Raw genomic sequence first — 25,850 nt, 5'->3', positions numbered from 1 at the left:
CAACTAGTTTGTTTTGTAAACTAGTTAGAGAACGGCGTTCGAAACTCGATTGAGCGCGGGACGGGGATCATTGGAGAATTGGCGCAGCCCGGGGCGGATCGACGTTCAGCATCGAGGCTGGGGCGCTTTCTGATCGATGTCGGCGCGGATGCAAGACATCACGGGGCATCACTCAAAACCGCCTCCCTCGCCCTTGTGGCGAGGGCCCATGCTGGCGACCTCTCAGACCTTTGTCGTTCTGCAAGGCTTGAGCGGCTGAACCATGGATCCTGGGCACAAGGCCCAGGAAGGCGATCATCAGAGATTCAAGCCTAAGCTCACATCCCTCGTCCCAAGCCTGCGCGAGGACCAATGAGGGAAGAGCTCCGGTTCGAGATTGTCGATCCGCCCTAAGCCGTCGCCTGCGCCGCCTTGGTCGCGCGGGCCGCCCGCAGCAGGCCGATGGCGCGCAGGGCCATCTCCAGGCGCGAGACGGCGAACAGGCCCACGCCCAGGACCACGAAGCCGTCGGTCAGCAGCACGGCGTTGATGTGCCAGGCCTGGGCCTCGGATTCGAGGAAGGCCTTCAGGGCGAAGCGCACCACGAACAGGCCCAGCAGGAACAGGATCGCCGCCGGCGAGGGCTTGGTGTTGAGCTCGTGGGTGTCGGGGTCGATGGCGATCGGGATCAGGCGGCCGCGCCACCAGCCGATCGTCGCGCCGACGGCGAAGATCAGGCCCAGCCACAGCCAGTCGGTCCCATGCGGCGTGAACTGCACGAACAGGAAGACCGTGGCGGCGACCATGATCGCCGGCAGGATCCACATGAACTCCAGCTTCAGCCGCCGCTCCTTGTTCATGGCGCGGAAGCGCAGGGCGAAGACGATGGCCACCACCGCCGCCGTGATCCCGTAGCTGATCAGTTTCTGGTTTCCGTGATCCACGGCCGTTCCCCCAAATACGCACGCGGCCACGCGCCGCTTCCCCGGAGCGGATGAGCACCTCAAACCGGCGCTCTCGTCAATCGCGAGCGGGCCTGCTCCAGTAGCGATAGCGGTAGGCCGTCGAAAAACCGCGCGCCGCGTAGAGGACGATGGCCGGCGCATTGGCGGCCTCGACCTGCAGATAGGCGGTGCGCGCGCCCAGTCCCTGGGCCTCGACCAGCAGCGCGTCGAGCACCCGGCGGGCCAGGCCCCGGCGGCGGAAGTCGGGATCGGTGCGCATGCCGAAGATCCCGACCGCCTCGCCATCGACCGCGCAGGCGCCCAGGGCGGCCGCGCGGCCGTCCACGGCCAGCCGGGCGAATCGGGCCGGGGCCGGGATGCGGGCCAGGGCCTCCAGCCGCTCACGGGCGTCGGCCAGGTTTCCCTTGGCCGAGGCGACCAGCACCGCCTCGAAGGCCGGATCGGGCGCGGTCGACAGGGTCACGTCCGGATCGGCCGCGCCGGCGACGGCGCCGGTCATCACCAGGGTCTCGCCATGCGCCTCGTAGCCACGGCGGGCCAGGCGTTCGGCGAGGTCGGCCGGCGCCGTCATGCCCTCGGTCAGCTTGAACCGCATGGGCAGGCCGCGCGCCGCGTAGAAGGCCTCGACCGCGTCGATGGCGGCCTCGGGATCGCAATCGGGCTCGCTCAGGGGCCAGCAGGCGTTGATGCGCAGCGAGAAGCCGTCGGTCGCGTTCAGCCGCCAGCCGCCCAGGCGCTCCCGCTCGCGGGCCGGCCAGGCGCCGTCGGCGATCGGTTCGAGAACGTCGGGGCTCATTTCTCTTTCAGCAGGGCTTCGACCAGGCCGCGGGCCTCGGGGCTGGACCAGTCGGCCTCGCCGGCGATGCGGGCCCGCTCGCGGCCCTGCTTGTCGTAGATCACCGTGGTCGGATAGCCGGCCGCGCGCGGCTCCAGGTCGAACGACAGCTTGTAGGACTTGTCGCGGAACGAGACGAGCGGCGGGTTCTTGGCCATCTCGGCGTGGATCAGGTTGACGTCGTCGTCGCGGTCCATGCTGACCGGCAGCACCTTGACCGGCTGTGTGGCGTAGGCCCCCGCCAGCTTGGCCAGGGTGGGCATCTCCTTCTTGCAGGGCGCGCACCAGGTGGCCCACAGGTTCATGACCACGACCTGCCCCTTGAAGTCGGCCAAAGTGTGCGGTTTTCCGGCCATGTCGGTGAAGACGGTGGCCGGCGCGCCGCGCGGCGACTTGGGCACGTCCAGCTTTGCTAGGGACGCCTTCTTGAATTCCGTGAGGTCGGCGGCTTCTGCGGGTTTGAACGAAGCCTGGGCGATGACGTATAGGACGCCGACGACGCCGACGAGCATGACGGCGCCGATGGCCCATTTCAGGGGGCCGGGCTTCGGCTTGGTCACCACCTTCGACTGGACTTCGCTCATATGACCGACACCGCCTCCAAAACGCCCGCCGCGAACGGCCAGGGCCAAGCCATGTGGGGCGGACGGTTCTCGGCCAAGCCGGCGGAACTGATGCAGGCGATCAACGTCTCCATCGGCTTCGACAAGCGCCTCTGGGCGCAGGACCTGGCGGGCAGCCGCGCCCACGCGCGGATGTTGATCACCCAAGGCGTCATTGCAAGCAGCGACGGCGAGGAAATCCTCGAAGGCCTGGCCAGGATCGAGGACGAACTGGCCACCGGGACCTTCCCGTTCCGCGACGAGTACGAAGACATCCACATGAACATCGAGGCGCGGCTGCGCGAGCTGATCGGCCCGACGGCCGGCCGGCTGCACACCGCCCGCTCGCGCAACGACCAGGTGGCCGTCGACTTCCGCCTGTGGGTGCGAGACGCCGCCGACCGCTCGGCCGCCCAGCTGGTCGCCCTCCAGAAGGCCCTGCTGGCCCAGGCCGAGACCTATGCCGACGCCCTGATGCCGGGCTTCACCCACCTGCAGCCGGCCCAGCCGGTGACCTTCGGCCACCACCTGATGGCCTATGTCGAGATGTTCGGCCGCGACGCCGGCCGCTTCCGCGACGCCCGCGCCCGGATGAACGAGTGCCCGCTGGGCGCGGCCGCCCTGGCCGGCTCGCCCTTCCCGATCGACCGTCACCAGACGGCCGCCTCGCTGGGCTTCGACCGCCCGACCGCCAACTCGCTGGACAGCGTCTCCTCGCGCGACTTCGCGCTGGAGGCCCTGTCGGCCGCCTCGATCACCGCCACGCACCTGTCGCGCCTGGCCGAGGAGATCGTGCTGTGGACGACGCCGATGTTCGGCTTCATCAAGCTGACCGACGCCTTCACGACCGGCAGCTCGATCATGCCGCAGAAGAAGAACCCCGACGCGGCCGAGCTGATCCGCGCCAAGGTCGGCCGGATCCTGGGCAGCCTGACCACCCTGACCGTGGTCATGAAGGGCCTGCCGCTGGCCTATTCGAAGGACATGCAGGAGGACAAGGTCCCGACCTTCGAGGCCTTCGACGCCCTGGAACTGTCCCTGCTGGCCATGGCCGGCATGATCGCCGACCTGACGCCCAACACCGAGAAGATGGCCGCCGCCGCCGGCGCCGGCTTCTCGACCGCCACCGATCTGGCCGACTGGCTGGTGCGCGAACTGAACATGCCTTTCCGTGACGCCCACCACGTGACAGGCTCGGCCGTGAAAGCCGCCGAGACCAAGGGCGTGGATCTGTCGGACCTGTCGCTGGCCGAATTCCAGGCCATCGAGCCGCGGATCACCGACGGGGTTTACGCCGTCCTCACCCCGGCCGCCTCGGCGGCCAGCCGCATGAGCTATGGCGGGACCGCCCCCGCCCAGGTCCGCGCCCAGATCGCGCGTTGGAAGGAAACCCTGGCATGATCCGTCCCGCCACGCTGCTCGCCATCGCCGCCCTGGGCCTGACCGGCGCCGCCCTCTCAGCCTGCGGCAAGCAGGCCGAGCTGGAGCGTCCCGCGCCGCTGTGGGGTCCCGAGAAGAAGGCGGCCGAAGCCTCCAAGCGCCGCGAAGCCTCGGCCCAGGCCAACCAGCCGGCCCGCCCGAACGGCACTCAGGAGAACATCGACCCGGCGTCGAGCAACCGCACGACCCGCGCCGCCCCGCTGCGCAGCGCGCCGTCCGACCCGTTCAGCGGCCCGTCCGCCGCCGGCTTCCCGTCCTCGACGCCGAACTGATCCGAAGCGCCCTGCGTCCTTCGAGGCCCGCTGCGCGGGCGCCTCAGGATGAGGAATTCAGTGCAACACGATCCTCATCCTGAGGTGCGAGGCGCAGCCGAGCCTCGAAGGACGCAGGGCCGCGCTACAACACCACCGAAAGCTCTACAGTGAACCACTTCGAATACGGCCCCGAGGGCCTGGCCTGCGAAGGCGCCCCCCTGGCCAGGATCGCGGCCGAGGTCGGCACGCCCGTCTACGTCTATTCCCGCGCCACGCTGGAGCGGCACTTCACGGTGTTCCGCGACGCCCTGGTGCAGGCCGGCGTCGTCGATCCGCTGGTGGCCTATGCGGTGAAGGCCAATTCGAACGTGGCGGTGCTGAAGGTGCTGGGCGACCTGGGCGCCGGCGCCGACACGGTGTCGGAAGGCGAGGTGCGCCGCGCCCTGGCCGCCGGCATCCCCGGCGAGCGCATCGTGTTCTCGGGCGTGGGCAAGAAGCGCGAGGAGATCGCCTTCGCGCTGAAGGCCGGCGTCGCCGAGATCAACGTCGAGTCCGAGCCGGAGATGGAGCTGATCGCTCAGGTCGCCGCCGAGCTGGGCGTGCGGGCCAAGATCGCCTTCCGGGTCAATCCGGATGTCGCGGCCGGCGGCCACGCCAAGATCGCCACTGGCAAGTCGGAGAACAAGTTCGGCGTCTCGTTCGCCGAAGCCGCCCGTCTGTATGCGAACGCCAGCAACAACGCCGCCCTGCAGCCGATCGGGGTCGCTTGCCACATCGGCAGCCAGATCACCGATCTGGAGCCCATGCGCGCGGCCTTCACCAAGATGCGGGGCCTGGTCGAGCAGTTGCTGGGCGAGGGCCTGTCGGTCGAGCGCCTGGACCTGGGCGGCGGCCTGGGCGTGCCCTATTTCAACCATCCCGAACCGCCCGCGCCGGCCGATTTCGCCGCCATGGTGGCCGAGGTGACCAAGGGCCTGCCGGTGAAGCTGGCCTTCGAGCCGGGCCGCGTCATCGCCGCCAACGCCGGCGTGATGGTCAGCGAAGTCATCCACGTCCACGAGCGTCCGGAAGGCCGCAAGTTCCTGGTCATCGACGCGGCCATGAACGACCTGGTGCGTCCAGCCATGTACGACGCCTTCCACGACATCCGGCCGGTGCTGCCGCGTGACGGCGAGACCGTCTACGACGTGGTCGGCCCGGTCTGCGAGACCGGCGACACCTTCACCCGCGACCGCGCCCTGCCGGTCTTCGGCCCGGGCGACCTGGTGGCCTTCATGTCGGCCGGGGCCTACGGCTCGGCCATGGCGAGCGAGTACAACACCCGCCCGCTGGTGCCCGAGGTGCTGGTCGACGGCGATCGCTACGCCGTGATCCGCAAGCGCCCGACCTACGAAGAGATGCTGGCCCGGGACCTGGTTCCGGACTGGGTCTAGCGCTGCGGATTCGAAAACCTCGCCCTTCGACAAGCTCAGGGTGAGGTTTTCTACTGCAAGGTCGCTTTCTGATCCTCATCCTGAGCTTGTCGAAGGACGAGGATCACGCACCGCAGCAAGTTTTTGCCCACCATCAGCGCTTTCGGCACACCGCCTGCAAAGTCTCGCCCCGATAAGCCGTTTCGGCTAGAAGCCTCGCCATGTCGCACAACACCTTCGGTCACCTGTTCCGCGTCACCACCTGGGGCGAGAGCCACGGGCCCGCCCTCGGCTGCGTCGTGGACGGCGTGCCGCCGGGCATCCTGCTGACCGCCGAGATGATCCAGGGCTTCCTCGACAAGCGCCGGCCGGGCAACGGCAAGTTCGTCACCCAGCGCCAGGAACCGGACGCGGTAAAGATCCTGTCGGGCGTGTTCGAGGACGAGCGCACCGGCGGCCAGCGCACGACCGGCACGCCGATCAGCCTGATGATCGAGAACACCGACCAGCGCTCCAAGGACTACGGCGAGATCGCCCAGGCCTTCCGCCCCGGTCACGCCGACTATCCCTATTTCGCCAAGTACGGCGTGCGCGACTATCGCGGCGGCGGGCGCAGCTCGGCGCGGGAGACCGCCGCGCGGGTGGCGGCGGGCGCTGTGGCCCGGCTGGTGATCCCGGGCGTCCTGGTGCGCGCGGCCCTGGTGCAGATCGGGCCGTACAAGATCGATCGCGGCAACTGGGATTGGGCGCAGACCGAAGAAAACCCCTACTGGTCGCCGGATGCGGCGATCATTCCGGTGTGGGAAGAGCACCTGGAAAAGATCCGCAAGGCTGGCTCCTCGACCGGGGCCGTGGTGGAAGTCGAAGCCGTCGGCGTGCCGGCCGGCTGGGGCGCGCCGCTGTACGGCAAGCTCGACGCTGAACTGGCCGCGGCCCTGATGTCGATCAACGCCGCCAAGGGCGTGGAGATCGGCGAGGGCTTCGACAGCGCCGCCCTGACCGGCGAGGACAACGCCGACATGATGCGCCTTGGCCCCAACGGCCAGCCGGAGTTCCTGTCCAACCACGCCGGCGGCGTACTGGGCGGCCTCTCGACCGGCCAACCGGTGACAGCCCGCGTGGCCTTCAAGCCGACCTCCTCGATCCTGATCCCCCGCCAGACCCTCAACGAGGCCGGCGAGGAGATCGACCTGCGCACCAAGGGCCGTCACGATCCGTGCGTCGGTATTCGCGGCGTGCCGGTGGTGGAAGCCATGACCGCCTGCGTGCTGGCCGACGCCTTCCTGCGCCATCGCGGCCAGACCGGCGGCGGAGCGTTGCTGCCAGGCGGCGGCGGGGAGCGGGTCTAGCCGCTACGCGGCCCCCTCCGGCCCTCCGGGCCACCTCCCCCACAGGGGGAGGATCTGGTTGTTGAGATGCTCCCCCTCTGGGGGAGCTGTCGCGGAGCGACTGAGGGAGTCCGGCGCCGCCTCCCTGCTAGGGACGGCTATCCCTCCCGCCGCTCCGGCCAGTCTTCCGGACGCAGGATCATCGACGGACGCAGGAACGGCGACTGGACGCGGTCGTAGTCGGCGACGTCAAGATCTCGACATATTTTGTCAAGCAGTTCAGGCCCGCTGAGGTCGGGCGCAGGCTCGCCGTGCAGCTCTCGCCACAGCGCCTGGGCCTCTTGCTTGATCATGTCTTCTCGGCGGGGCATCGGTTCAAGTCTCTATCATTCGACCAACCAACAGCCGAACTTTAGGACTCGTTCCTGATTTTTTCGTTTACAAACCTTAATCAAGCTGCGCCGACGCAATTTTGCCACGAGAACTGTCGGCCTACAGACTCCAAGACCTGAAAAGTCGGCCAGATGACAGCGACCTTGCGACGCGGAGATCGTAAACCTTTATTCGGCTAGAACCGGCGAACCCTTGTTCCGCGAGTTTCTTCTCATGCGCGTTTCCCGCCTGCTTCTCGTTCCCGCTCTCATGGCCGTCGCGGTCGGCGCCCAGGGGTGCCTGGCCGGCGCCGTGGCCGGGGCGGCCGTCGGCACGGCCGGAGCCGTGGTCGGCACGACCGGCAAGGTCGTGGTCGGCGCCGGCAAGGCGGTGATCCCCGGCGAAAGCAAGAAGGACCGCGAAAAGCGCGAATTCCGCGAGTGGAAAAAGGCCCAGCGGGGCTGACCCCCTCCGGCCCTTCGGGCCACCTCCCCCAGAGGGGGAGGATCTGGGGAGCCGGCCGAGGGCCCCTACTCCGCCGCCTGGGGCAGTTGGTCGCCCACGGCCAGGCCCTGGAGATACAGCGACAGCGGGCGGATCTCGTAGGCTCCCGTCGGATTGGCCTCGCCCAGGTCGCGGGCCACGTCGAGGGCCTCGTCCATCGAGGCGCAGTCGACGATGTAGAAGCCGAGCATGGCTTCCTTGGTCTCGGCGTAGGGGCCGTCCATGACGATCGGCGGCTCCTGGCCCTTGACCAGGGTCTTGGCCGAGCCGGTGAAGCCCAGGCGACCGGCCGGCCCCAGCTTGCCCTCGGCGTAGAGCCGGTCATGCACGACCGACAGCTTTTCCATCACGGCCGCGTCTTCGGCCGGGGTCCAGTTCGAGACCAGGTCCTGATCGTTGTAGCAGAGGATGGCGTAGAGCACGGCGAGGCCTCCCGAGGCGCTTATGGGCGCAAGGGGTAGCCCGACCGGCGTTCTCTGGAAAGAGGACTCAGGCTTCGGGCGGAGCCTCTGCGACCGCTTCCGACGCATCCCCTTCAGGCTCAGACTCCGGCGTCGCGGGACGCGGACGGCCCAGGCGGACGATCTTCTCTTCGGCGGTGCGGACCATGCGGGTCTGGTCGTTGAACTGGGCGAGTTGGGCGCAGACCGTGAAGAACGCGCCCGGCATGCGGGTGTCGATCCCCTCGCTCAGCGTCATCAGATAGAGGCCGGCCGCCTGGACCTTGCCCAGCACCTGCAGCAGGTCGACCAGGTGTGCGGCGAAGGCGTGCAGGCTGGGGACCACCAGCAGATCGCCGGGCCGCGCCGAAGCGATCGCCGCGTCCAGCCCCGGCTTGTGCACGGCCAGGGCGTAGCAGGCGTCGTGGTGCAGCGCCTCGCAGCCGGCGGCGGTCAGTTTCTCCGCCAGGGGACCGTCGAAGGTCGCGCCGCGAACGGGCGGAACCCGGAAGTAGCCGATCATGCGCATGGGCGCTGTGTGACGAACTCCGCGCCGCCGCGCCAGAGGGCGGCGGCGTCAAAGTCGGGGATAATCGAACCTCCCCCAGAGGGGGAGGTTCCTTACAGCGTCAGCGCGCAGCTTTCGCCGATGGTCGGGCGCGACAGCACCACGCGCGACAGGCCGGGGAACTGCGGCTTAAGGCGCTCGGCGAAATAGAGGCAGATCCGCTCCAGGGTCGGGCTTTCCAGGCCGGGGCGGTCGTTGAGCAGGCCGTGGTCGAGCTCGGTGGCGACCGCCTTGAGGGCGACGTCCAGGCTCTCCAGGTCGGCCACCCAGCCGGCGGCCTGCATCGTGCCGCGCACGCTGGCCTCGACGCGGAACGAGTGGCCGTGCAGCCGGCGATAGCGATGATCGTCGGAGCCTTGCTCAATATAGTGGGCCGCATCGAAATGCGCGGCCTTCGTGATCTCGAAGACGGGTTCGGACATGGACTTCTTTTATGACTAGGCCTGGGAGGCTCTAGCGCAACGGTCCTGTCACCAAACCGAGCGCCTTATCCGTCAGGGCAGGCCGAGATACTTGTGTGTCTGGACGCTTAAACGCCATTGAGGGTGGGAAAGGCAATAGGCGACGGCCAATTGCGTGTTTGCGTCGCGGTCCGGGCCGTCCATCGGCTGGAGATAGAAGCGCTCGAAATCCAGGCTCTCGAAGCGTTCCGGCATGGCCTTTTCCTGCGGGAACACCAGCTTCAGCTCCTGGCCGCGGGTCTGCACGACCGGCGCGTCGGCCTTGGGGCTGATGCACACCCAGTCGATGCCTTCGGGCGCGACCACCGTGCCATTGCTCTCGCAGGCGATCTGGAAACCGCGGGCGTGCAGGGCGGCGATGGCGGCGTCGTCCAGCTGCAGCAGCGGCTCGCCGCCGGTGCAGACCACCAGCCGGTCGTTGGGACCGCCGGTCCAGGCGGCCTCGACCGCATCGGCCAAGGCGTCGGCTGTGGCGAACTTGCCGCCGCCCTCCCCGTCCGTACCGACGAAGTCGGTGTCGCAGAAGGTGCAGACGGCCTTGTGGCGGTCCTGCTCGCGACCGGTCCACAGGTTGCAGCCGGCGAACCGGCAGAACACGGCGGCCTTGCCCGCCTGGCCGCCTTCGCCTTGCAGGGTGAGGAAGATTTCCTTGACGGTGTAGGTCATTGAGGCCCTCCCCTCTCCCCTTGCGGGAGAGGGTGGCGGTCCGGAGGACCGTCGGGTGAGGGGTTGATGGCGATATCCGCCGCGTAGGGCGGAACGATCGGGCGCAGCGTCATCGGTTTGAGAGACCCCTCATCCGACGGCTTCGCCGCCACCTTCTCCCGCAAGGGGAGAAGGTGGCGGAAGACGACCGGCCGCGTCCCATTCGACATAGCCCTTCTCGCGCAGTTCACAGGCCGGGCATTCGCCGCAGCCGTGGCCCCACGGGTGTAGTTCGCCGCGTTCGCCCTGGTAGCAGGTGTGGCTCTCGACCACGATCAGGTCGACCAGGTCCTCGCCGCCGAGCTGCTTGGCCAGGGCCCAGGTCTGGGCCTTGGTGAGATACATCAGCGGGGTCTCGACGCGGAAACTCCTGTCCATGCCGAGGTTCATGGCGCTCTGCATGGCGTCCAGCGTGTCGCGGCGGCAGTCGGGATAGCCCGAGAAGTCGGTCTCGCACATGCCGCCGACCAGGGCCTCGATGCCCCGACGGTCGGCCAGGGCCGCGGCGTAGATCAGGAACACCAGGTTGCGGCCGGGGACGAAGGTCGACGGCAGGCCGCGCTCGGTCATCTCGATGGCGCGGTCGGCGGTCAGGGCCGACTCGGCGACGGCGCCGAAGCTGCGGATATCCAGGACGTGGTCCTCGCCCAGGCGATCGGCCCAGTGCGGAAAGCGGGCGGCGACCTGGTGACGGACGGCCTGGCGGGCCTCCATCTCGATCGAATGGCGCTGGCCGTAGTCGAAGCCCAAGGTCTCGACGCGCGCATAGCGCTCGAGCGCCCAGGCCAGGCAGACGCTGGAGTCCTGGCCGCCGGAGAACAGCACCAGGGCGGCGCCCGAGGGCGCGGAAGGCGTGAATGATGCGGACATGCCGCTCCTCTACACGACCTTGCCCCCGGCTGGAACGCCGGCGCGCGGCGAAGGCGCGGCCCAGGCCTCGCGGACCGGCGTTTTCCCACTGTACCTTTTACGGGAATGCGACAAGATACAGCGTGCGGGGAGCAGATTTTCTCCCTGTTTTCAGCATACCGCCACGGATGACCTTGCGTCACCCGGCAAACCTTCTTTTCTAAATTTCTAAGAAGCGAGTTTTCGGCGCAACAGATGACGTTGCGTCAAGTGAAAAGCCGTAACCTATCGCCGTTTACTTATCGGCGCGGCAGTTGACAGCCAAAGAACGCAAGTATGCAATCCTGCAATGCCGAAGCAGGTCTGCCGGACACCTGCTCGCCGATCTCCGCAAAGGAGATACGACAATGAAAACGTGCGGCGACGAGGAAACAACAGGACGCGGATAGGGGCCGCCAACAAGGCGTCATCGCGTCCAGGGAGGGATTTCGAATGACGCAGACCCTGCGCTTGCGCGGCCTGTTGGCCATGAGCGCTTCCGCCGCCGTGCTGGCCGCCGTGGCCGCACCGGCCTTCGCCCAGACTCAGGTCCCGGCCAAACCGGCCCAGGACAACGTGATCGAGGAACTGGTCGTCACCGCCCAGAAGAAGGAGGAAGCCCTCCAGGACGTGCCGATCGCGGTCTCGGCCTTCAGCCAGGACAGCCTGGAAGTCCAGAAGATCGACGGCGGCCCCAACCTGCAGCAGGCGATCCCGAACGTCAGCTTCGGCAAGAGCAACTTCACCAACACCTTCAACTTCCAGATCCGCGGCATCGGCTCCAAGGGCGTCGGCGTCTCGGCCGACAACGGCGTCGGCGTGCACGTCAACAACGCGCCCCTTCAGGCCTCCAACCTGTTCGAGGCCGAGTTCTACGACGTCGAGCGGGTGGAAGTGCTGCGCGGCCCGCAGGGCACGCTGTACGGCCGCAACGCCACCGGCGGCGTCGTCAACATCATCACCGCCAAGCCGTCCGACCAGTTCGAGGTCATGGGCCGGGCCGAATACGGCAACTACGGCACGACCAAGCTGCGCGGCATGGTCAACCTGCCGATCGTCGAAGAGAAGATGGCGCTGCGCATCGCCGCCGCCTCGGTCAAGCGCGACGGCTTCGTCACCAACACCTTCAACGGCCACAAGGTCGACGACCGTGACCTGTGGTCCAGCCGCGTCAGCCTGCAGGTGACCCCGAACGAGCGCCTGCGCGTCAACCTGACCTGGGAGCACTTCGAAGAGGACGACAACCGCGCCCGCATCGGCAAGCAGCTCTGCACCAAGGACGACGGCCCGGCCACGGTCGGCGGCGTCGCCACCGGCACGTCCCGACGATACCTGACGCAGGGCTGCGCCTCGGCCAGCCTCTACAACGACGCCGCCTACGGCACGGTCAACACGTCAGGCACGCTGTACGGCGTTCTGGGCAACCTGGTCGGCTTCACGAGCGGCGATCTCAACGCCGGCGACACGGTGACCAAGGACCTGCGCGAGATCGAGACGCGCTTCGACCCGATCTACAAGTCGAGCTCGGACGTCTACCAGTTCAACTTCTCGTACGACATCACCGACGCCCTGACCTTCACCTCGCTGACCTCGCTCAGCAACAACGACATCTATTCGAAGCAGGACTACTTCCGGAACATCTCGCCGGGCACGTTCAACAGCACGGCCCTGACCCCGGGCGGCAACTTCGCCGATCCGCAGACCGGCACGTCCAACACCTTCCTGACCTACGACATCTCGTCGTCGACATCGAAGCAGCTGAGCCAGGAATTCCGCCTGCAGTCGGCCTTCGACGGGCCGATCAACTTCAATGTCGGCGGCATCTATTTCGACTACCAGGGCACCACCGACTACTTCGTGGTCAGCAACGGCCTGACGATCTCGGCCCTGGCGCTGAACTTCCAGAACACCGGCAACCCGACCTGCAACCCGGCCACGACGGCCAACTGCATCGGCATCGACACCTCGGCCACGCCGACCGGCGCGGGCCACAACTACTATGACAACCACACCCCCTATCACCTGCGCGCGACCGCCCTGTTCGGCGAGGTCTACTGGCAGGCCAACGAGGACCTGAAGTTCACGCTGGGCCTGCGCCAGACCCAGGACAAGAAGAAGTCCGACTACTATCCGACCACCCTGCTGACCACGGGCTACGGCCTAACCCAGGGCACGCCGGCGGCGCAGTATTCCGACTTCAAGGAACTGACCGGGCGCCTGGGCTTCGACTACAAGGCCAACCTGCCGTTCACCGACGAAAGCCTGCTCTACGCCTTCTATTCCAAGGGCTACAAGGGCGGCGGCGCCAACCCGCCGGGGGCCATCGGCCTGGCCGGCGTGGCGGCGACCTACCAGCCGGAATTCGTCAACGCCTTCGAGGTCGGGGCCAAGAACACCCTGCTGGGCGGCAGCCTGCTGCTGAACGCCACCGGCTTCTACTACGACTACCAGGGCTACCAGATCTCGAAGATCGTCAACCGCACCTCGGTGAACGAGAACATCGACGCCAAGGTCTGGGGCGTGGAGCTGGAGACCCTGTGGCAGCCGATGCGCGGCCTGCGCCTGAACGCCAACATCGGCTATCTGAACACCGAGATCTCCGACGGCGTCACCTCGATCGACACCATGAACCGCACCCAGGGCGACGCGGCCCTGACCCTGGTCAAGGCCGCCCGGCCGACCGCGGCCCTGGGCAGCAACTGCGTGCTGACCACCGCGGGCGTGGCGACCGTGCTCGGCGCCGGCCTCGGCGGCACCCTGCCGCTGGCCTGCGCGGGCCCGGGCACCGGCGCCAGCAGCTACTACAGCAACCTGACCAACACTCTGCTGACCCTGGCCACCACCAGCGGCGGCGCAGGCCTGACCGCGGCCCAGGCCACGGCCGTCCAGACCATACTGGCGGCGGCCGGCGGCCCGGCGGCCGGGGCCAGCACCCTGGTCGGCGCCCTGATGTCGAACGGCTTCACCGCCCCCCAGGCCACCGGCCTGGTCACGGTGGCGCTGACCGCCAACACGATCGCCAACGGCACCGGCCTCTACAACTACGCCGCCGGGGCCTCGATCGACGGCCGGGCGGCCGACCTGTCGGGCAACGAGCTGCCCAACTCGCCGCACTGGACCCTGTCGCTGGGCGCCCAGTACACCTGGGATCTGCCTTCGGGTTGGGCCGCCACCCTGCGCGGCGACTACTATCGCCAGAGCGAGCAGTACGCCCGCATCTACAACACCGAGTACGACCGGCTGAAGTCGTGGGAGAACGTCAACCTGACGCTCAAGATCGAAAAGCCGGAGCTGGGCCTGTCGTTCGACGCCTACGTCAAGAACCTGCTCAACGACACGCCGATCACCGACGCCTACACCACCGACGACACCTCGGGCCTGTTCACCAACGTCTATACGCTGGAGCCCCGCCTCTACGGGATCAGCATCACCAAGACCTGGTGACCTGGCAAAACCGGGTTCGTTGAAAAATCGGGGGCGGCGGATGTAAATCCGCCGCCCCCGCTGCTTTCAGGCCTGTGACTTAACGACTCTGCAAGGCCAAGTCGTCCAAGCTGTGAACTCAACGTCGTCCAGCCCCCGGCCGCATGGAAACGCTCGCCCGCCTCATCGATCGCCGCGAACCGGTCGATCCCCAGACGTCCTGCCGGACGGTGCTGGAGATCTTCGCGAGCGAACCGCGCCTGGCGGCCCTGGCGGTCACGCGGGGCCGCACGCCGATCGGCCTGGTCTATCGCGACGTCTTCGTCGGCCAGATGCTGGTCGCCGCCGAACATCTGAACGATCGCCCGATCTCGGAGGTCATGGACCCCGAGCCGCGCAGCGTCCGCGTGTCCATGGACCCCGGCGTCTTCGTCGACGCCCTGGCCCAGAGCGCCACCCCCGTCTTCCGCACCGCCTTCGTCGCCACCGACGAGCACGGCGACTATGTCGGCGTCGGAGGCCTGGCCTCGCTGCTGGCCTCGCATCGCCGCAAGCAGCGCGAAGCCCGCGAGGCGATGGGCCTGGTCGAGCGCATGGCGTACGACATCGGCCTGCACCTGGACGGCGTCCAGGCCTTCACCGACCGGCTGGAGCACCAGCGCCTGGCGCCCGACGCCGCCGCCTGCGTGCGCGCCATCAGCGACACCAGCCGCGACATGAGCGACATCCTCGGCCGCGCCATGGACCTGCACCGCGCCGCCACCGGGGGCCTGGCCCTGTCGCCCGAGCCGACCCGCCTGCGCGACCTGGCCGACGCCGTCGAGGCCCGCTGGGCGCCGCGCGCGGCCGAAGGCGGCTCGACCCTGCTGTTCTCCTATGACGGCGAGCCCGAGGCCGCCGCCCTGATCGACCCCTCGCGCCTGCTGCAGGTGTTCGACGCCCTGATCGACGGCGCCCTGGCTCACGGGCGCGGCGTGATCGAGGCCAGCCTGCGGGCCCGCCTCGACGGCGACCGCCTGCGCCTGGAAGGCGACGTGCGCGACAACGCCGCCGCCGTCACCGCCGAAGAGCGTCTGGCCCGCGTGTTCGACCCGCTCGGCGAAGGCCGGATGGACGACCGCGCCGAGATGGCCCTGGGCGTCGGCATGGCCCTGGCCCACCGCGTGCTGCGCGAGATGGGCGGCCAGGTGCGCGCCGAGCCCAACCGCGGCGCCGGCCTGACCCTGCGCTTCGCCCTTACCGCCCCGGTCGCCGAGGCGCTGTTCGACGACGCCGAGGAAGTGACCGTCTCGGCCCGCCCCGCCCACATCCTGATCGTCGACGACAACGCCACCAACCGCATGGTCGCCGAGGCGCTGTGCGAGATGTTCGACTGCACCTCCGAGCAGGTGGTCGACGGCGTCGAGGCGGTCGAGGCGGCCCGCACCGGCCGGTTCGACCTGATCCTGATGGACATCAAGATGCCGCGCATGGACGGCGTGGCCGCCACCCGCGCCATCCGCGAACTGCCCGGCCCGGCCAGCGCGGCCCCGATCGTGGCCCTGACCGCCAACGCCGGTCCCGAGGACGTCGCCGTCTATCTGGCGGCCGGCATGCAGGACGTGGTTGAAAAGCCGATCAAGCCCGAGCGCCTGGCCGTGGTGCTGAGCGCCCTGCTGGGCGGCGAGGACGAGCAGGAAGCGGCCTGATCCTTCCGGTCGGTCAAGAAACCGGCCACGCAACCTCCGCGAACGATAAAATACCGCAAGTTGACTCAAGATCTGACTTGAGTAGAGCCCGCGACACATCGACGCCGCTACTGGCCTACGCGCAAAAGTAGCCTTAAGTTGATGATCGAGCGGGAGGCGAGAGCGTCGTGTTGAATTCGGCCGAACAGCAGGCTTGGGATTTCCTGAGCAAGGCGCCGCACTACGGCGCGCCGGCCGAGGTCGAAGAGCATTTCGGCCGCGCCCTGGCGGCCTTCGGCTACGAGCGCTTCGCCGCCACCCTGATCAACGCCGAGCGCTACGGCAAGGAGCCCCCGGCCCTGTCGCGCCAGGACTTCGAGGCCTGGGACAGCCGCTACTGGGGCGAACGCTACGTGGTCCACGACCCGTGTGTGAAGCTGCTGCTGAAATCGAGCAAGTCGTTTTCCTGGACCGACGCCAAGCCGCTGGGCGACCAGCGCGCCCACGCCATGTGGGGCGAGGCCTCCGAGTTCGGCATGAACGACGGCTATGTGGTGCGGGTGTTCGGCCCGGCCGGCCACGAAGTGCTGATCCGCATGGCCACCGCCGCGCCCGACACCGATCCGGCCGCCCGCGCCGTGGTCGAAAGCCTGGCCACGGTGTTCGGCACCATCATGCTCAAGCACTGGGAACTGCAGGACGACAATCCCGACTACGGGGTGATCTCCGAGCGCCAGGCCCAGTGCCTCTATTGGGCCAGCCGCGGCAAGACCGACTGGGAGATCGGCGCGATCCTCGAGCTCTCCCCCCGCACCGTCCACCATCACATCGAGGCGGCCAAGAAGCGCCTGGGCGTGGTCAAGCGGCAGGAAGCGGTGATGAAGGCCGGCGAACTGGGCCTGCTGAAGGCCAGCTGACCCTGCACGCGTAACGTCGATACGCGAGATTCCACAACCTTGAATATGGCCCGATGATCTGTTAGGTCTTCGAAATAGTCGTTTTGCGCCTGCGCGGAACGCCCATTCCTGCTGTGTTGTGCGCCAGCGCACAGACCAATTCCCTTTAAAATTTGGAAATGGCGCACGGACTGAGGCGGCGCGCGCATAGGCCGTTTGGCCTATCGGTGATTGGGCGGATCACACTGCCTAATGCGAGCTGTCCAGAACGGGGGACAGCATCGCCATGATCCACATCGTCACCTGCGAAAACCGCCACCTCTACGGGCCCCAACTCTGGGCCATGCACGAAGAACGTCGCAAGCAGTGCGTCGAGAAGAACGGCTGGGTCGACCTGGTCGTGCTCGACGGCGGCGAAGTCGACGACTACGACGACGCCCGCGCCATCTATCTGCTGGGCTTCGACGACGACATGCAGCTCGAGGTCGGCCTGCGCCTGCGGCCCACCGACGACCGCTGCATGCTGGCCGACAAGTTCCCGCACCTGATCGCTCCGGGCGAAACGCCCAAGAAGGGCGCCGGGGTGTGGGAGGCCAGCCGCCTGTTCACCACCGAGGCCTATCGCGCCAAGAAGGGTCCCGGTCGCGGAACCCGGGTGTTCGAGGCCTGGGCCGCCGCCATGGAACTGGCGCTGATCAACAAGGTCGAGCGCTTCGTCGGCATGATCGACATGGCGCTTTACCCCGGAATCATGAACTCGCCGATCGACACCCGGCTGGTCGGCCTGCCCCGCGCCTACGAGTACGGGGTGGTCGCCGGATCGGAAATTCTCCTGTCGCGAGAATTGCTTCAGCGAGTTCGCGAATCGATCGCCATCGAATCGACCGTGGGCTATCACGTCGACGAACTTGACCTGCGGGCCTTCGGTGATCTGGTCGCCGTGCAGCGCCAGGTGCTGCGGGCGATGACGCCTCAGATTCTTCCGGGTTCGGAGCGTGACGAAACCCTTTCCGCAGAAGCGCTTTTCCGCCTGCACGACGCAAGCGGCCAAGCTCGGCGGATCTGGAGCGATCGCGGTCAGAAATCGGAGTTTCAGCTTAACGCTTAGGGGAGCCGTAAGCTCCACCTCAGCGACGTAGCGCCGCACCTGGCCTAGCTCGACTTTCGCCGACGCCCCGGTCGTGTCATTTTACACAAACAACCGTTGGAGGCGAAAAAGTTGAGTGAAGAAACCGAAGGCCGGCGACCCAACCCGGTCGATCTGCACGTCGGCGGTCGAGTCCGTATGCGTCGCAAGCTTCTGGGCGTTAGCCAGGAGCAGCTGGCCGATTCCCTGGGCCTGACGTTCCAGCAGGTCCAGAAGTACGAGCGTGGCGCCAACCGCGTCAGCGCCTCGAAACTGTATGAAATCGCCCGCACCCTGCAGGTGCCGGTGTCCTTCTTCTTCGACGGCCTGGCCGATCCGATGAACGGCGCCGAAGAGGACGAAGTCGGTCACCACGCCGAACGCGTCGTTCAGGAATTCCTGACCACGCCGGAAGGCCTGGAACTGGCCGAGGTGTTCCCGAAGATCAACCGCGGCCGCGTTCGCCGCCAGGTGCTGGATCTCGTCCGCGCCATGGCCGAGGAAGCCGCCCGGGCCGACGCCTGATCTCAGCGATCACCGAGTACGCTTAGAAGAGCCTCGCCTCCCCCCAGGCGAGGCTTTTTCTTTGTCCCTGTCCCCGTCCCTGTCCCAGGTTCCTGGCTCAGCCGGCGTTGGCGCGGCTCTGGGCCGCCAGCCAGATGCGCTTGGCCGTCTGGGCGCCGGCCGGCGCCAGGCCGCGCAGGTCGTGGCTGCGCAGGAAGGTCAGGCCGATCTCGCGGTCCTTGCGCCAGGCCACCTTGGCGTCGTGGGCGAAGCCGCCGACCAGGTCGACCAGCTGGGCGCTCGCCGGCGGGGTCGAGCCGGACAGCATCTGCACCCGGGCGCCGCCGTCCGACATGTCCTTGATCACGCAGTCCCAGGCGAAGGCGCCGCACAGCACCTTGCCCGACCTGTTCGTGGACAGGCGCGGCGAGGTACGCCGGTCAGCCCCCGAACGTGAATCGAATATCGACATGCCTCAAGGAACGCACGGCGCGGTTAATCGGCCGTCTGTTCCGAAGGTTTTTCCGATGTTTACCTAAAGCTTGGCCATTCGGATCAGGCCGCGTCGCGGCTCGCGTCCGGCCGCCAGCCGTTGCTCAGCAGGTCGATGGCCATCAGGTGCGCCAGCTCCAGAACCTGGCCTTCCAGGCTGTCCAGCAGCGCCAGCCGCCGGTCGGGCGACGGGGTATGGGCGTAGAGCGCGCACAGCACGTGCAGGCGGGCGCGGATGCTGGGCGGCTGGAAATCGGAGTGCAGCAGCGAGGGCCCGGCCAACTCGGCCGCCGACACCCCGCGCCGGCCGAACGGACCGGTCGGAAGATCCTCGGAGGCGTCCCCGAGACCTGGCCACTGCTGCAACGGAACCGACTGCCTGGACATGACTGAACTCACGCTTTCCTGCCTTGGGGGTTGAAGAAGGATCAGGCCACGAGGGCCGGGACGCCGCAGCGCATGCCGTTGGTGCGAACGTCGGCCTCGCCCACGCCGACGCCGAGCATGCCGGTCAGGCTGTTGATCACCTGGTCGAGGGGGGCGGCCGCGGCCGCGAGCACCGGCGTCAGGGCCGTCAGCACCGCCGACTTGCCCAGGCCCAGCTGGATGCCCAGCAGATTGACGTCCAGCGTCAGGCCGGTGATCAGGGTGGCGACGGTCGTGCCGACCAGGTCGTTGGTCTTCACCTTCTTGACCGTGCCGGCCTTCACGTCGGCGCTGCTGAATACGACGTTGCGGAACGAGCCGCCGCCCAGATCCACCTTCGACGAGCCGTCCACCGTGAACAGCGGGGCCTGGACGATGCGGCCCTTGGTCGGGGTCAGCGCCTGCTTGAAGTTCGACAGCTTGCTGGTGTCGACCTGGCCGATGGTCAGCGAGCCGACGCTGGGCTTGACCGCCAGGGTGGTGGTGCGGGCCGTGCAGTCCAGGGCCGCCAGCTTGGCCTCGCCCGAGGCCAGCTCGACCATCAGCGGCACCTTGATCTGGGCCGCGCCGCCCAGCAGGCTGCCAGAGCCGAGCAGCTTGGCCTCGACATAGAGCCGCGTCTGGACGGTGCGGATGACCACCGACTTGTCCTGGGTGACGGTCAGGAACGGCGCGTTGTTCATGGGCTCGCCAATGGCCAGCCAGGCGTCGACGTCGGCGAGGCCGGGGATGGCGGTCCCCAGGTCGAGCTGCACCTGCCGCGAGCCGTTGCTCAGCATCAGCATGGCGTCGGCCAGCTGCATGGCGTCGATGCCGACCGCCGCGCCCGCCCCGCCGACCACGCGGTCCTGGCGGGCGTAGGGGCCGGCGTCGATCAGCGCGCTGAGCTTGATGCTCTGGTTGGCGTTGGTGGCCGAGGACAGCACCTTGGCCGCCGCCGAGGCGCGGGTCTGGCCCGCCGCCGACAGCACGTCGGACAGCACCGACAGGGCCTTGCTCGTCTTCACGTCGGTCGCCAGCAGGTCGTTGTAGCTGGCCGCCTTGATCCCGAGCTTGGTGTTGAGCGCGTTGAGATAGCCGAACAGCTCGACGTCTGCGCTGGCGAGGGCCTGATAGTCCATGACCGACAGGCTCACCGAGCTGCCGGTCAGGCCGGTCAGCAGGGCGTTGGCGACGCCGCCGTCGACGCTGGCCAGGCGCGTGCCGATCGAGAAGCTGGCGAGGTCGGCGCGGGCGGCCGTGGCCTCGCGGCGGATGGGAACGGTCGAGCGGCCCAGCAGCGCCTGGCCGAAAAAGAGGTCGGCCTGGCCCTGCACGGTCACGCGGGCGGCGTCGGGCGTGGTCGCGCCGCTCTGGAAGCGTTGCGTGCCGGCCGCCTTCTGGGAATCGTAGCGCCCCTTGGCGACCTGCACGGCGACGGTTCCGCCCACCGGATTGACCTCGACCGTCGCGCTGGCGGCGCGGTCGGCGCGATCCAGGTCGGCCGCCGCGGCCAGGGCCGCCAGGTCGGCCACGCCCTGCAGGCGCCGCGACTGCAGATAGACCGAGCCCAGGTCGACGGCCAGCGCGGCCAGGCCGACGCCGCCGGTCAGGGCCGCGGCGGCGATGATCGCCACGCCCCCCTGGTTGTTGGAAAGAAAGGCGCGATCGGAAAGGAAACGGCGCACCATCAGTACCCTCCCAGGCGGACCGCCGCCTGACGGGTGATCAGGCTGGACGGCATGGGAGCGATCTTGGCGAAGGCGAAGGCCACGGTGTTGGAGGCGTCGTAGGAAACCGAGATCACGGCCCGGTCGCCGCGATCGGTGACCTTGGTGGTCAGCCGCGCGGGGTCGAGGCCGGCGTAGTCGGAGACGCCCTCGGCGGCCGAGGCCTTGGCCAGCTGGGTCCGCTCGGCGGTGTTGAGACCCGCCACCGCCGCCCGGGCGGCGTCGTTGGCGACCTGCTGGACCGAGTGGGCCATCCAGAAGTAGGAGCCCCAGCCGACCATGCCGATCACCATCGCGATCAGCACCGGGCACACGAGCGCGAATTCCACCAGGGCCGTGCCTTGCTGGTCGGCGGCGAACTTTCGGATCGAACGCGGCTTCCTCATCTACGCCTCCCGTACCCGTCAGGCCCGCTTGGCCCGTCTGGGACAAACACCCTTTGGGTTGTGAAGCCAGATTAGTTCGACCTTGGCTGTCTCCCCGTTCGTACGGGTAATCCGGATTTTGCGAGGTTCGCGGACATGGAACCGGCGACCCGTGCGACGTTCTGCCGCCCCCCAGACCGCGTTGCCCCCGTACTCAGCCACCGGTAACTTTAGCGCGCAACTGACCAACCATTCCGAGAGTTTGCTTCAGTGAATGCGTAGCGTCCGGATTCCACGCAAATCTGGAGGAGCGACATGAAGTCGCGTGAAATCGCACCGGCCAGGGTGACCGCCGGGGAAATCAGCCGAAACTTCGGCCAATGGCAGGATGTGGCCCTGTCGGGGCCCGTCATCGTCACGCACCATGGTCGTCCACGGGTGGTGATGATCTCGGCCGAGCACTACGCCGCCGCCGGCCTCACCGAAGGCCCGGGCGGCTACGACAACGATTCCGCGCTGCAGACGGCCGAAACGGCCCGGTCGGCGATCCTGGGCCACATGAACGAGGCCTTCGTGGCCCTCGATCCGGACCTGCGCATCACCGCCGTCAATCCGGTGTTCGAGGACCTGAAGGGCTCGAGCGCCGCCCAGCTGATCGGCGCGGCCTGGAACGAGGTGTTCCACGCGCCGTCCCAGGCCCTGATCGGCGAGCAGTTCCGCCGCGTGCTGCGCACCGGCGAGATGCTGGAGTTCGAGTCGGAGTCCACCGTGCAGCCCGGCCGCTGCTTCGGCGTGCGCGTCTTCCCGTATCCCGGCGGCGTGGCGGCGCTGTTCGTCAACCGCACCGAGGAGCGCGACCTGCGCGGCCGCCTCGACCGCGCCATGGCCCTGGAGGCGGCCCTGGCCGTGCTGCCGGGCCTGGCGACCGCCCGGCTCAACATCCGCGGCGTGCTGGCCAGCATGGACGCCGACTTCCTGCGCCTGACCGGCTTCTCGGAGGCCGAGCTGCGCGATTGCCGCCTCAGCGACATCGTGCGTCCGGCCGAGCGGCGCGGCCTGACCCTGGCCGTCGAGCACGCCCTGCAGGGCGACCCGCCGGCCCGCCTGTCGGTGACCCTGCTGGTCAAGGACGGCGCGGAACGAACGGTGGAGCTGGGACTGGCGACGATCCGGCGCGACGGCGTTCCGGACGGCGTGCTGATCGCGATCGCAGCCTGACCTCTATACCGCTAACTTGACCGTACGGAACAATCGCCAGCCAATGCGCTGTAAGCGCTTGTCTTTTTGACGATCCCAAGGCAAACCCGAAACGTTGGTTTTCGTATACGGAAGCGGCGTCATGGCGGGCTCGCCCATTCCACATCCAGTCGACACACATGTCGGCGCGCTGATCCGCGCGCATCGTCGCGCGGCCGGTGTTTCTCAAGAAGAGCTGGGCAAGGCGATCGGCCTTACCTTCCAGCAGGTCCAGAAGTACGAGACCGGCGAGAACCGGATCAGCGCCTCCAAGCTCGTCGAGGTGGCCCGCACGCTCAACGTGCCCATCTCGGCCCTGTTCGACGGCCTCGACACCGGACCCGACGGTGAAAACCTGATCGTCCGCTTCACGGCCCTGCGCGACGCCAGCCCGTTCATGCAGGCCGCCGTCGACATGCCCGACGCCGTCCGGGCGGAACTGTTCAGGCTGGCCACGGTCTACGCCGCCGACGACGCCGCGACGTCCTGATCTTCGGCGCTCGAACAGCCTTAGCTTGCTATAATATATTACTCTACCCATAGTAGCCAATCCGACGCATCCGGGGGGATGGGGCCATGGGCGAGGCGAAGACGGTGAAGGTTTCGGCGCGGGACGGCGCCGAGATCGGCGAGGTCGCCGCCGGCGCAAGCTGGCGCTTCGCGGCCCGCGGCCGCTGGTGGGACTGGGTCGTGCCTTCGGGGCCGGGCGGCTATCGCTTCTTCCTGGCCGACATCCTGGACATCTACCCGGTGTCAAAGGGGCGGCCGTTCTTCGAGCTCACCGCCCGCGTGCGGGAACACCCCGAGACGCTCTATCCCGTCGGCCGGGGCGCGACTGTCACCTTCGAGCACGCCGGCACGATCGAGCTTTTCGCCAACGACGTCGAAGGATTCAACTGGAACAACGGCGGGGCCATCGAGGTCGACTACGAGCCCTGCGACTGCCCCGAGCCCCTGCCCGATCAAAGCCAGTACGACGGCCTGCCGGGCAAGTGGACGCTGCTGCGCGATACGTTGGACAAGACCAAGGGCGTCGGCTCGACCGCCATCCTCACCCTGGCCGCCGGCGCGGCGCTGGTCTTCGTCCAGCAGGGGCGAGACCTCGTGCGCACCGTCGCCGAGGGCGACTTCTCCGGCGACACCGCCGTGCGCCAGATCTTCTTTGCCCTGACCCTGCTGTTCCTGGCGGTGCAGACCTGGATCTGGCCGCGCCTGATCATCCTGTCGAACTACGGACGCGATCGCGCGGCCTGGACCCCCAACTGGCTGCTGCGCTGGACGCCGAGGCTGCTGGGCGTCGCGCCGTTCCTGCTGGTCATCTGGGCGCTGCTGAAGAACCCCGCGCCCAACACCGGACTGATCGCCGCCCTGGTGCTGATCGGCCTGGGCTTCTTCGCGGCGATCATCGCCCAGTACGACGCCCGCAAGCGCATCAGGGCCTCGGCGAACGCCAGGCGCGAACCCGACCTGCCGCCGCGCGAGCCGCTGCGCATCGGCCGCCTGTGGGTGGTCGCCAGCTTCCTGATCAGCCTGGCCGCGATGCTGTGGGCGATCTTCTTCCCCGTCGCCTTCGGCTGGACCCTGGGCGCGCCGGCCGTGGCCTTCCTGGGGATCGGCTGCATCATTCCGGTGCTGGTCGTGCTGGTCCAGACCGGCGACGCCGCCCGCGTGCCGGTGCTGGCCTTCCTGCTGGTCGCGGCGGGGATCTTCGGCCTGTGGGTCGACAACCATCCGGTCGGCTGGCGGGCGGCGACGACGCCGCACCACGAGATCGCCCAGGACCAGCGGCTGACGCTGGAAAAGGCCTACGAGGACTGGGCGAAGCAGGCGCCGCCCGGACCCGACGGCGTGCGGACCCTGGTGCTGGTCGCCTCGGAGGGCGGCGCCTCGCGGGCCGGCTACTGGAGCGCCGAGGTCCTGGCCTCGCTGCACGAGAAGACCGGGGGCAAGCTGGCCCACAACCTCTTCGCCATCAGCTCGGTCTCGGGCGGCAGCGTGGGCGCGGTCGGCTATGCGGCGGTGCTGCAGGACCGCCCGAACCTGCCGCCGAAGGATCTGCGCGGCGCGGTCACCGACTTCGCCGGCCGTGACTTCCTCAGCCCCACCTTCGGCGGGATGCTGTTCCCGGACCTGCTGCAACGCCTCGTGCCCGTGGCCCTGCTGCCCGACCGGGCCCAGGGCCTGGAGCTGGCCTTCGAGGCCGGGTGGCGCGAGCACTGCAAGGACGTTCCGGGATGCGCCCATCCCGACCTCCTGAGCCGGAGCTTCGGCCAGCTCGGCCCCGCGCAAGGCGTCTGGCGGCCGCTCGTCATCATCAACGGCGCGAGCCAGGAGACGGGCCGGAGGATCCTCACCAGCCGCCTGCGCTTCGATCCGTGGGAGATCGACGCCGACGACTTCTACAACGTGGTCGATCGCGACGTGCCGGTCTCGACCGCCATCCACAACGGCGCGCGCTTCCCCTGGATCAGCCCCGCCGGCACGCTGACCCGCAAGGACGGAACCGGCTCGGGCCACATCGTCGACGGCGGCTATTTCGAAGCGGCGGGGGTCGAGGTCCTGCGGGAACTGGCGCCCGCGCTGCGGACCGTGGCGCAGAAGCGCGGCGACAAGCTGCGCATCGTGTTCGTCTATATCGGCTATCGCGAGCGCACCGAGGAAGCCCTGGCCAGCGCCGCCGCGCCCGAGGACGAACCCCGGTCCAACAGCTTCCTGAACGAGCTGGGCGCGCCGCTGGCGGCCCTGTTCAGCAGCCGCTCGTCCCACGCCGGGCACCTGCAGCGGGAGCTCAAGCTTGAGGCGTCGGGAGATCCCAGGGACCTCAACCCGACCCTCCACGCCTCGACGCCGCTGGCGCATTACGAGCCGATCCTGCTGTGCAGGCAGACGGGCGATCGGCCCTTCGAGCCGCCCATGGACTGGGCCCTGTCGGGCTGCGCCAAGGCCTATATGCGCAAGGCGGCCGGCGGCGCGGCGATCGCCGAGGGACGACAGAGCGCCTGCCGCAAGATCCTCGACCAGCCGATCCCCTGCCAGGCCTCGCTCGACGCGGCGATCGCCCGCGCGGCCCGCCAGGCCCTGGGCGGAGCGCCCGAGCCGCGGACGCCGGCGGTGGCGACGCCTTAGACCATGCGTGCCGGCCAAGCATTCTTGGCCGCCTCGTCTCGATCAGATTTCGGGACTTATGAGGAATGGGAGTCTAACGGGCCGCCCCGACACCAGTCTGACGGCCACGGCAGTAGCGCCGCAGCCA

The 25,850-nt window shown here is 68.3% G+C and carries 26 protein-coding genes; 13 read left to right on the top strand and 13 right to left on the bottom strand.

Features of this window, described 5'->3' with window-relative positions:
- Positions 1-389 precede the first annotated feature (389 nt).
- The 3 genes from AC07N1_RS17900 to AC07N1_RS17890 all read right to left on the bottom strand — a co-directional run bounded on the left by AC07N1_RS17900 (position 390) and on the right by AC07N1_RS17890 (position 2,363).
- The gene (locus tag AC07N1_RS17900; RefSeq protein WP_494673013.1) at positions 390-923 is read right to left on the bottom strand and encodes a CcdC protein domain-containing protein; all 534 of its coding nucleotides are present in this window, start codon (positions 921-923) and stop codon (positions 390-392) included.
- 76 nt (positions 924-999) lie between these two features.
- Positions 1,000-1,740 (bottom strand): GNAT family N-acetyltransferase, encoded by a 741-nt coding sequence (locus AC07N1_RS17895; protein ID WP_494673012.1) that lies wholly within the window; start codon positions 1,738-1,740, stop codon positions 1,000-1,002.
- Positions 1,737-2,363 carry a TlpA family protein disulfide reductase gene (locus AC07N1_RS17890; protein WP_494673011.1) on the bottom strand — a complete coding sequence of 209 codons (627 nt, stop codon included), beginning with the start codon at positions 2,361-2,363 and terminating at the stop codon, positions 1,737-1,739. The genes AC07N1_RS17895 and AC07N1_RS17890 overlap by 4 nt, the downstream gene beginning before the upstream one ends.
- Between AC07N1_RS17890 and argH the strand changes: the two genes are divergently transcribed.
- The 4 genes from argH (at position 2,364) to aroC (ending at position 6,836) form a co-directional block, all read left to right on the top strand.
- The gene (gene argH, locus AC07N1_RS17885; RefSeq protein ID WP_494673010.1) at positions 2,364-3,782 is read left to right on the top strand and encodes an argininosuccinate lyase; all 1,419 of its coding nucleotides are present in this window, start codon (positions 2,364-2,366) and stop codon (positions 3,780-3,782) included.
- Positions 3,779-4,093: a hypothetical protein gene (locus AC07N1_RS17880; protein WP_494673009.1), complete on the top strand. Its 315-nt coding sequence runs from the start codon at positions 3,779-3,781 to the stop codon at positions 4,091-4,093. Before argH ends, AC07N1_RS17880 begins: the two co-directional genes overlap by 4 nt.
- A gap of 149 nt (positions 4,094-4,242) precedes the next feature.
- The gene (gene lysA, locus AC07N1_RS17875) at positions 4,243-5,508 is read left to right on the top strand and encodes a diaminopimelate decarboxylase (RefSeq protein ID WP_494673008.1); all 1,266 of its coding nucleotides are present in this window, start codon (positions 4,243-4,245) and stop codon (positions 5,506-5,508) included.
- 200 nt (positions 5,509-5,708) lie between these two features.
- The gene (gene aroC, locus AC07N1_RS17870) at positions 5,709-6,836 is read left to right on the top strand and encodes a chorismate synthase (protein WP_494673007.1); all 1,128 of its coding nucleotides are present in this window, start codon (positions 5,709-5,711) and stop codon (positions 6,834-6,836) included.
- Positions 6,837-6,973: 137 nt separating this feature from the next.
- Here the strand turns inward: aroC and AC07N1_RS17865 are convergent, their stop codons facing one another.
- On the bottom strand, positions 6,974-7,168 hold the full coding sequence (locus tag AC07N1_RS17865; protein WP_494673006.1) for a hypothetical protein: 195 nt from the start codon (positions 7,166-7,168) through the stop codon (positions 6,974-6,976).
- Positions 7,169-7,421: 253 nt separating this feature from the next.
- On the opposite strand from AC07N1_RS17865, the gene AC07N1_RS17860 reads away from it, so the two are divergent.
- Complete coding sequence (locus AC07N1_RS17860) at positions 7,422-7,652, top strand: hypothetical protein (protein WP_494673005.1); 231 nt, start codon at positions 7,422-7,424, stop codon at positions 7,650-7,652.
- Positions 7,653-7,717: 65 nt separating this feature from the next.
- Here the strand turns inward: AC07N1_RS17860 and AC07N1_RS17855 are convergent, their stop codons facing one another.
- From AC07N1_RS17855 to queC, 5 genes are all read right to left on the bottom strand, one after another.
- On the bottom strand, positions 7,718-8,113 hold the full coding sequence (locus tag AC07N1_RS17855) for a YciI family protein (RefSeq protein ID WP_494673004.1): 396 nt from the start codon (positions 8,111-8,113) through the stop codon (positions 7,718-7,720).
- Between the two features lie 67 nt (positions 8,114-8,180).
- The gene (locus tag AC07N1_RS17850) at positions 8,181-8,654 is read right to left on the bottom strand and encodes a recombinase family protein (RefSeq protein ID WP_494673003.1); all 474 of its coding nucleotides are present in this window, start codon (positions 8,652-8,654) and stop codon (positions 8,181-8,183) included.
- A gap of 98 nt (positions 8,655-8,752) precedes the next feature.
- Positions 8,753-9,121: a 6-pyruvoyl trahydropterin synthase family protein gene (locus AC07N1_RS17845; protein ID WP_494600570.1), complete on the bottom strand. Its 369-nt coding sequence runs from the start codon at positions 9,119-9,121 to the stop codon at positions 8,753-8,755.
- Positions 9,122-9,193: 72 nt separating this feature from the next.
- Positions 9,194-9,826 (bottom strand): 7-carboxy-7-deazaguanine synthase, encoded by a 633-nt coding sequence (queE, locus tag AC07N1_RS17840; RefSeq protein ID WP_494673002.1) that lies wholly within the window; start codon positions 9,824-9,826, stop codon positions 9,194-9,196.
- Positions 9,827-9,955: 129 nt separating this feature from the next.
- Positions 9,956-10,735, bottom strand: a complete 780-nt coding sequence (queC, locus tag AC07N1_RS17835; RefSeq protein WP_494673001.1) for a 7-cyano-7-deazaguanine synthase QueC — start codon at positions 10,733-10,735, stop codon at positions 9,956-9,958.
- Positions 10,736-11,206: 471 nt separating this feature from the next.
- Between queC and AC07N1_RS17830 the strand changes: the two genes are divergently transcribed.
- From AC07N1_RS17830 to AC07N1_RS17810, 5 genes are all read left to right on the top strand, one after another.
- On the top strand, positions 11,207-14,197 hold the full coding sequence (locus AC07N1_RS17830; RefSeq protein WP_494673000.1) for a TonB-dependent receptor: 2,991 nt from the start codon (positions 11,207-11,209) through the stop codon (positions 14,195-14,197).
- Positions 14,198-14,340: 143 nt separating this feature from the next.
- On the top strand, positions 14,341-15,864 hold the full coding sequence (locus AC07N1_RS17825) for an ATP-binding response regulator (protein ID WP_494672999.1): 1,524 nt from the start codon (positions 14,341-14,343) through the stop codon (positions 15,862-15,864).
- A 167-nt stretch (positions 15,865-16,031) separates the two neighbouring features.
- A complete protein-coding gene (locus tag AC07N1_RS17820) occupies positions 16,032-16,760 on the top strand; it encodes a helix-turn-helix transcriptional regulator (RefSeq protein ID WP_494672998.1) in 729 nt (242 codons plus the stop codon).
- A gap of 265 nt (positions 16,761-17,025) precedes the next feature.
- Positions 17,026-17,847, top strand: coding sequence for an acyl-homoserine-lactone synthase (locus tag AC07N1_RS17815; protein WP_494672997.1), 822 nt, complete (start codon positions 17,026-17,028; stop codon positions 17,845-17,847).
- 111 nt (positions 17,848-17,958) lie between these two features.
- Positions 17,959-18,390, top strand: a complete 432-nt coding sequence (locus AC07N1_RS17810; RefSeq protein ID WP_110119520.1) for a helix-turn-helix domain-containing protein — start codon at positions 17,959-17,961, stop codon at positions 18,388-18,390.
- A 97-nt stretch (positions 18,391-18,487) separates the two neighbouring features.
- On the opposite strand, the gene AC07N1_RS17805 is transcribed toward AC07N1_RS17810, so the two are convergent.
- The 4 genes from AC07N1_RS17805 to AC07N1_RS17790 form a co-directional block, all read right to left on the bottom strand.
- Positions 18,488-18,841: a PilZ domain-containing protein gene (locus AC07N1_RS17805; protein ID WP_494672996.1), complete on the bottom strand. Its 354-nt coding sequence runs from the start codon at positions 18,839-18,841 to the stop codon at positions 18,488-18,490.
- Positions 18,842-18,924: 83 nt separating this feature from the next.
- Positions 18,925-19,248, bottom strand: a complete 324-nt coding sequence (locus AC07N1_RS17800) for a hypothetical protein (protein ID WP_494672995.1) — start codon at positions 19,246-19,248, stop codon at positions 18,925-18,927.
- A gap of 41 nt (positions 19,249-19,289) precedes the next feature.
- Entirely contained in the window at positions 19,290-20,957 is a 1,668-nt protein-coding gene (locus AC07N1_RS17795) for a pilus assembly protein TadG-related protein (RefSeq protein WP_494672994.1), read from the bottom strand.
- Positions 20,957-21,382: a TadE/TadG family type IV pilus assembly protein gene (locus AC07N1_RS17790; RefSeq protein WP_494672993.1), complete on the bottom strand. Its 426-nt coding sequence runs from the start codon at positions 21,380-21,382 to the stop codon at positions 20,957-20,959. The genes AC07N1_RS17795 and AC07N1_RS17790 overlap by 1 nt, the downstream gene beginning before the upstream one ends.
- 294 nt (positions 21,383-21,676) lie before the next feature.
- Here AC07N1_RS17790 and AC07N1_RS17785 point away from each other — a divergent pair, with 294 nt between their 5' ends.
- The 3 genes from AC07N1_RS17785 to AC07N1_RS17775 all read left to right on the top strand — a co-directional run bounded on the left by AC07N1_RS17785 (position 21,677) and on the right by AC07N1_RS17775 (position 25,723).
- The gene (locus AC07N1_RS17785) at positions 21,677-22,579 is read left to right on the top strand and encodes a PAS domain-containing protein (RefSeq protein WP_494672992.1); all 903 of its coding nucleotides are present in this window, start codon (positions 21,677-21,679) and stop codon (positions 22,577-22,579) included.
- 121 nt (positions 22,580-22,700) lie between these two features.
- Positions 22,701-23,087 (top strand): helix-turn-helix domain-containing protein, encoded by a 387-nt coding sequence (locus AC07N1_RS17780; protein ID WP_494672991.1) that lies wholly within the window; start codon positions 22,701-22,703, stop codon positions 23,085-23,087.
- 86 nt (positions 23,088-23,173) lie between these two features.
- Positions 23,174-25,723, top strand: coding sequence for a hypothetical protein (locus AC07N1_RS17775; protein ID WP_494672990.1), 2,550 nt, complete (start codon positions 23,174-23,176; stop codon positions 25,721-25,723).
- The last annotated feature ends 127 nt before the right edge of the window (positions 25,724-25,850 follow it).

The sequence above is a fragment of the Caulobacter sp. GW821-FHT09B11 genome (genome assembly GCF_059418205.1).
Note: the sequence above shows the minus strand (reverse complement) of the source record. Positions and strands in the feature narration are given on the sequence as shown.

Bases quoted from the DNA above. Each gene is read 5' to 3' on its own strand.
- AC07N1_RS17860 (WP_494673005.1), top strand. From the start codon at position 7,422: ATGCGCGTTTCCCGCCTGCTTCTCGTTCCCGCTCTCATGGCCGTCGCG.
- AC07N1_RS17895 (WP_494673012.1), bottom strand. From the start codon at position 1,740: ATGAGCCCCGACGTTCTCGAACCGATCGCCGACGGCGCCTGGCCGGCC.
- AC07N1_RS17825 (WP_494672999.1), top strand. From the start codon at position 14,341: ATGGAAACGCTCGCCCGCCTCATCGATCGCCGCGAACCGGTCGATCCC.
- AC07N1_RS17790 (WP_494672993.1), bottom strand. From the start codon at position 21,382: ATGAGGAAGCCGCGTTCGATCCGAAAGTTCGCCGCCGACCAGCAAGGC.
- AC07N1_RS17800 (WP_494672995.1), bottom strand. From the start codon at position 19,248: ATGTCCAGGCAGTCGGTTCCGTTGCAGCAGTGGCCAGGTCTCGGGGAC.
- AC07N1_RS17880 (WP_494673009.1), top strand. From the start codon at position 3,779: ATGATCCGTCCCGCCACGCTGCTCGCCATCGCCGCCCTGGGCCTGACC.
- AC07N1_RS17845 (WP_494600570.1), bottom strand. From the start codon at position 9,121: ATGTCCGAACCCGTCTTCGAGATCACGAAGGCCGCGCATTTCGATGCG.
- AC07N1_RS17830 (WP_494673000.1), top strand. From the start codon at position 11,207: ATGACGCAGACCCTGCGCTTGCGCGGCCTGTTGGCCATGAGCGCTTCC.
- queC (WP_494673001.1), bottom strand. From the start codon at position 10,735: ATGTCCGCATCATTCACGCCTTCCGCGCCCTCGGGCGCCGCCCTGGTG.
- AC07N1_RS17795 (WP_494672994.1), bottom strand. From the start codon at position 20,957: ATGGTGCGCCGTTTCCTTTCCGATCGCGCCTTTCTTTCCAACAACCAG.
- AC07N1_RS17850 (WP_494673003.1), bottom strand. From the start codon at position 8,654: ATGATCGGCTACTTCCGGGTTCCGCCCGTTCGCGGCGCGACCTTCGAC.
- argH (WP_494673010.1), top strand. From the start codon at position 2,364: ATGACCGACACCGCCTCCAAAACGCCCGCCGCGAACGGCCAGGGCCAA.
- AC07N1_RS17805 (WP_494672996.1), bottom strand. From the start codon at position 18,841: ATGTCGATATTCGATTCACGTTCGGGGGCTGACCGGCGTACCTCGCCG.
- AC07N1_RS17890 (WP_494673011.1), bottom strand. From the start codon at position 2,363: ATGAGCGAAGTCCAGTCGAAGGTGGTGACCAAGCCGAAGCCCGGCCCC.
- AC07N1_RS17775 (WP_494672990.1), top strand. From the start codon at position 23,174: ATGGGCGAGGCGAAGACGGTGAAGGTTTCGGCGCGGGACGGCGCCGAG.
- queE (WP_494673002.1), bottom strand. From the start codon at position 9,826: ATGACCTACACCGTCAAGGAAATCTTCCTCACCCTGCAAGGCGAAGGC.
- AC07N1_RS17865 (WP_494673006.1), bottom strand. From the start codon at position 7,168: ATGATCAAGCAAGAGGCCCAGGCGCTGTGGCGAGAGCTGCACGGCGAG.
- AC07N1_RS17780 (WP_494672991.1), top strand. From the start codon at position 22,701: ATGGCGGGCTCGCCCATTCCACATCCAGTCGACACACATGTCGGCGCG.
- AC07N1_RS17815 (WP_494672997.1), top strand. From the start codon at position 17,026: ATGATCCACATCGTCACCTGCGAAAACCGCCACCTCTACGGGCCCCAA.
- aroC (WP_494673007.1), top strand. From the start codon at position 5,709: ATGTCGCACAACACCTTCGGTCACCTGTTCCGCGTCACCACCTGGGGC.
- AC07N1_RS17785 (WP_494672992.1), top strand. From the start codon at position 21,677: ATGAAGTCGCGTGAAATCGCACCGGCCAGGGTGACCGCCGGGGAAATC.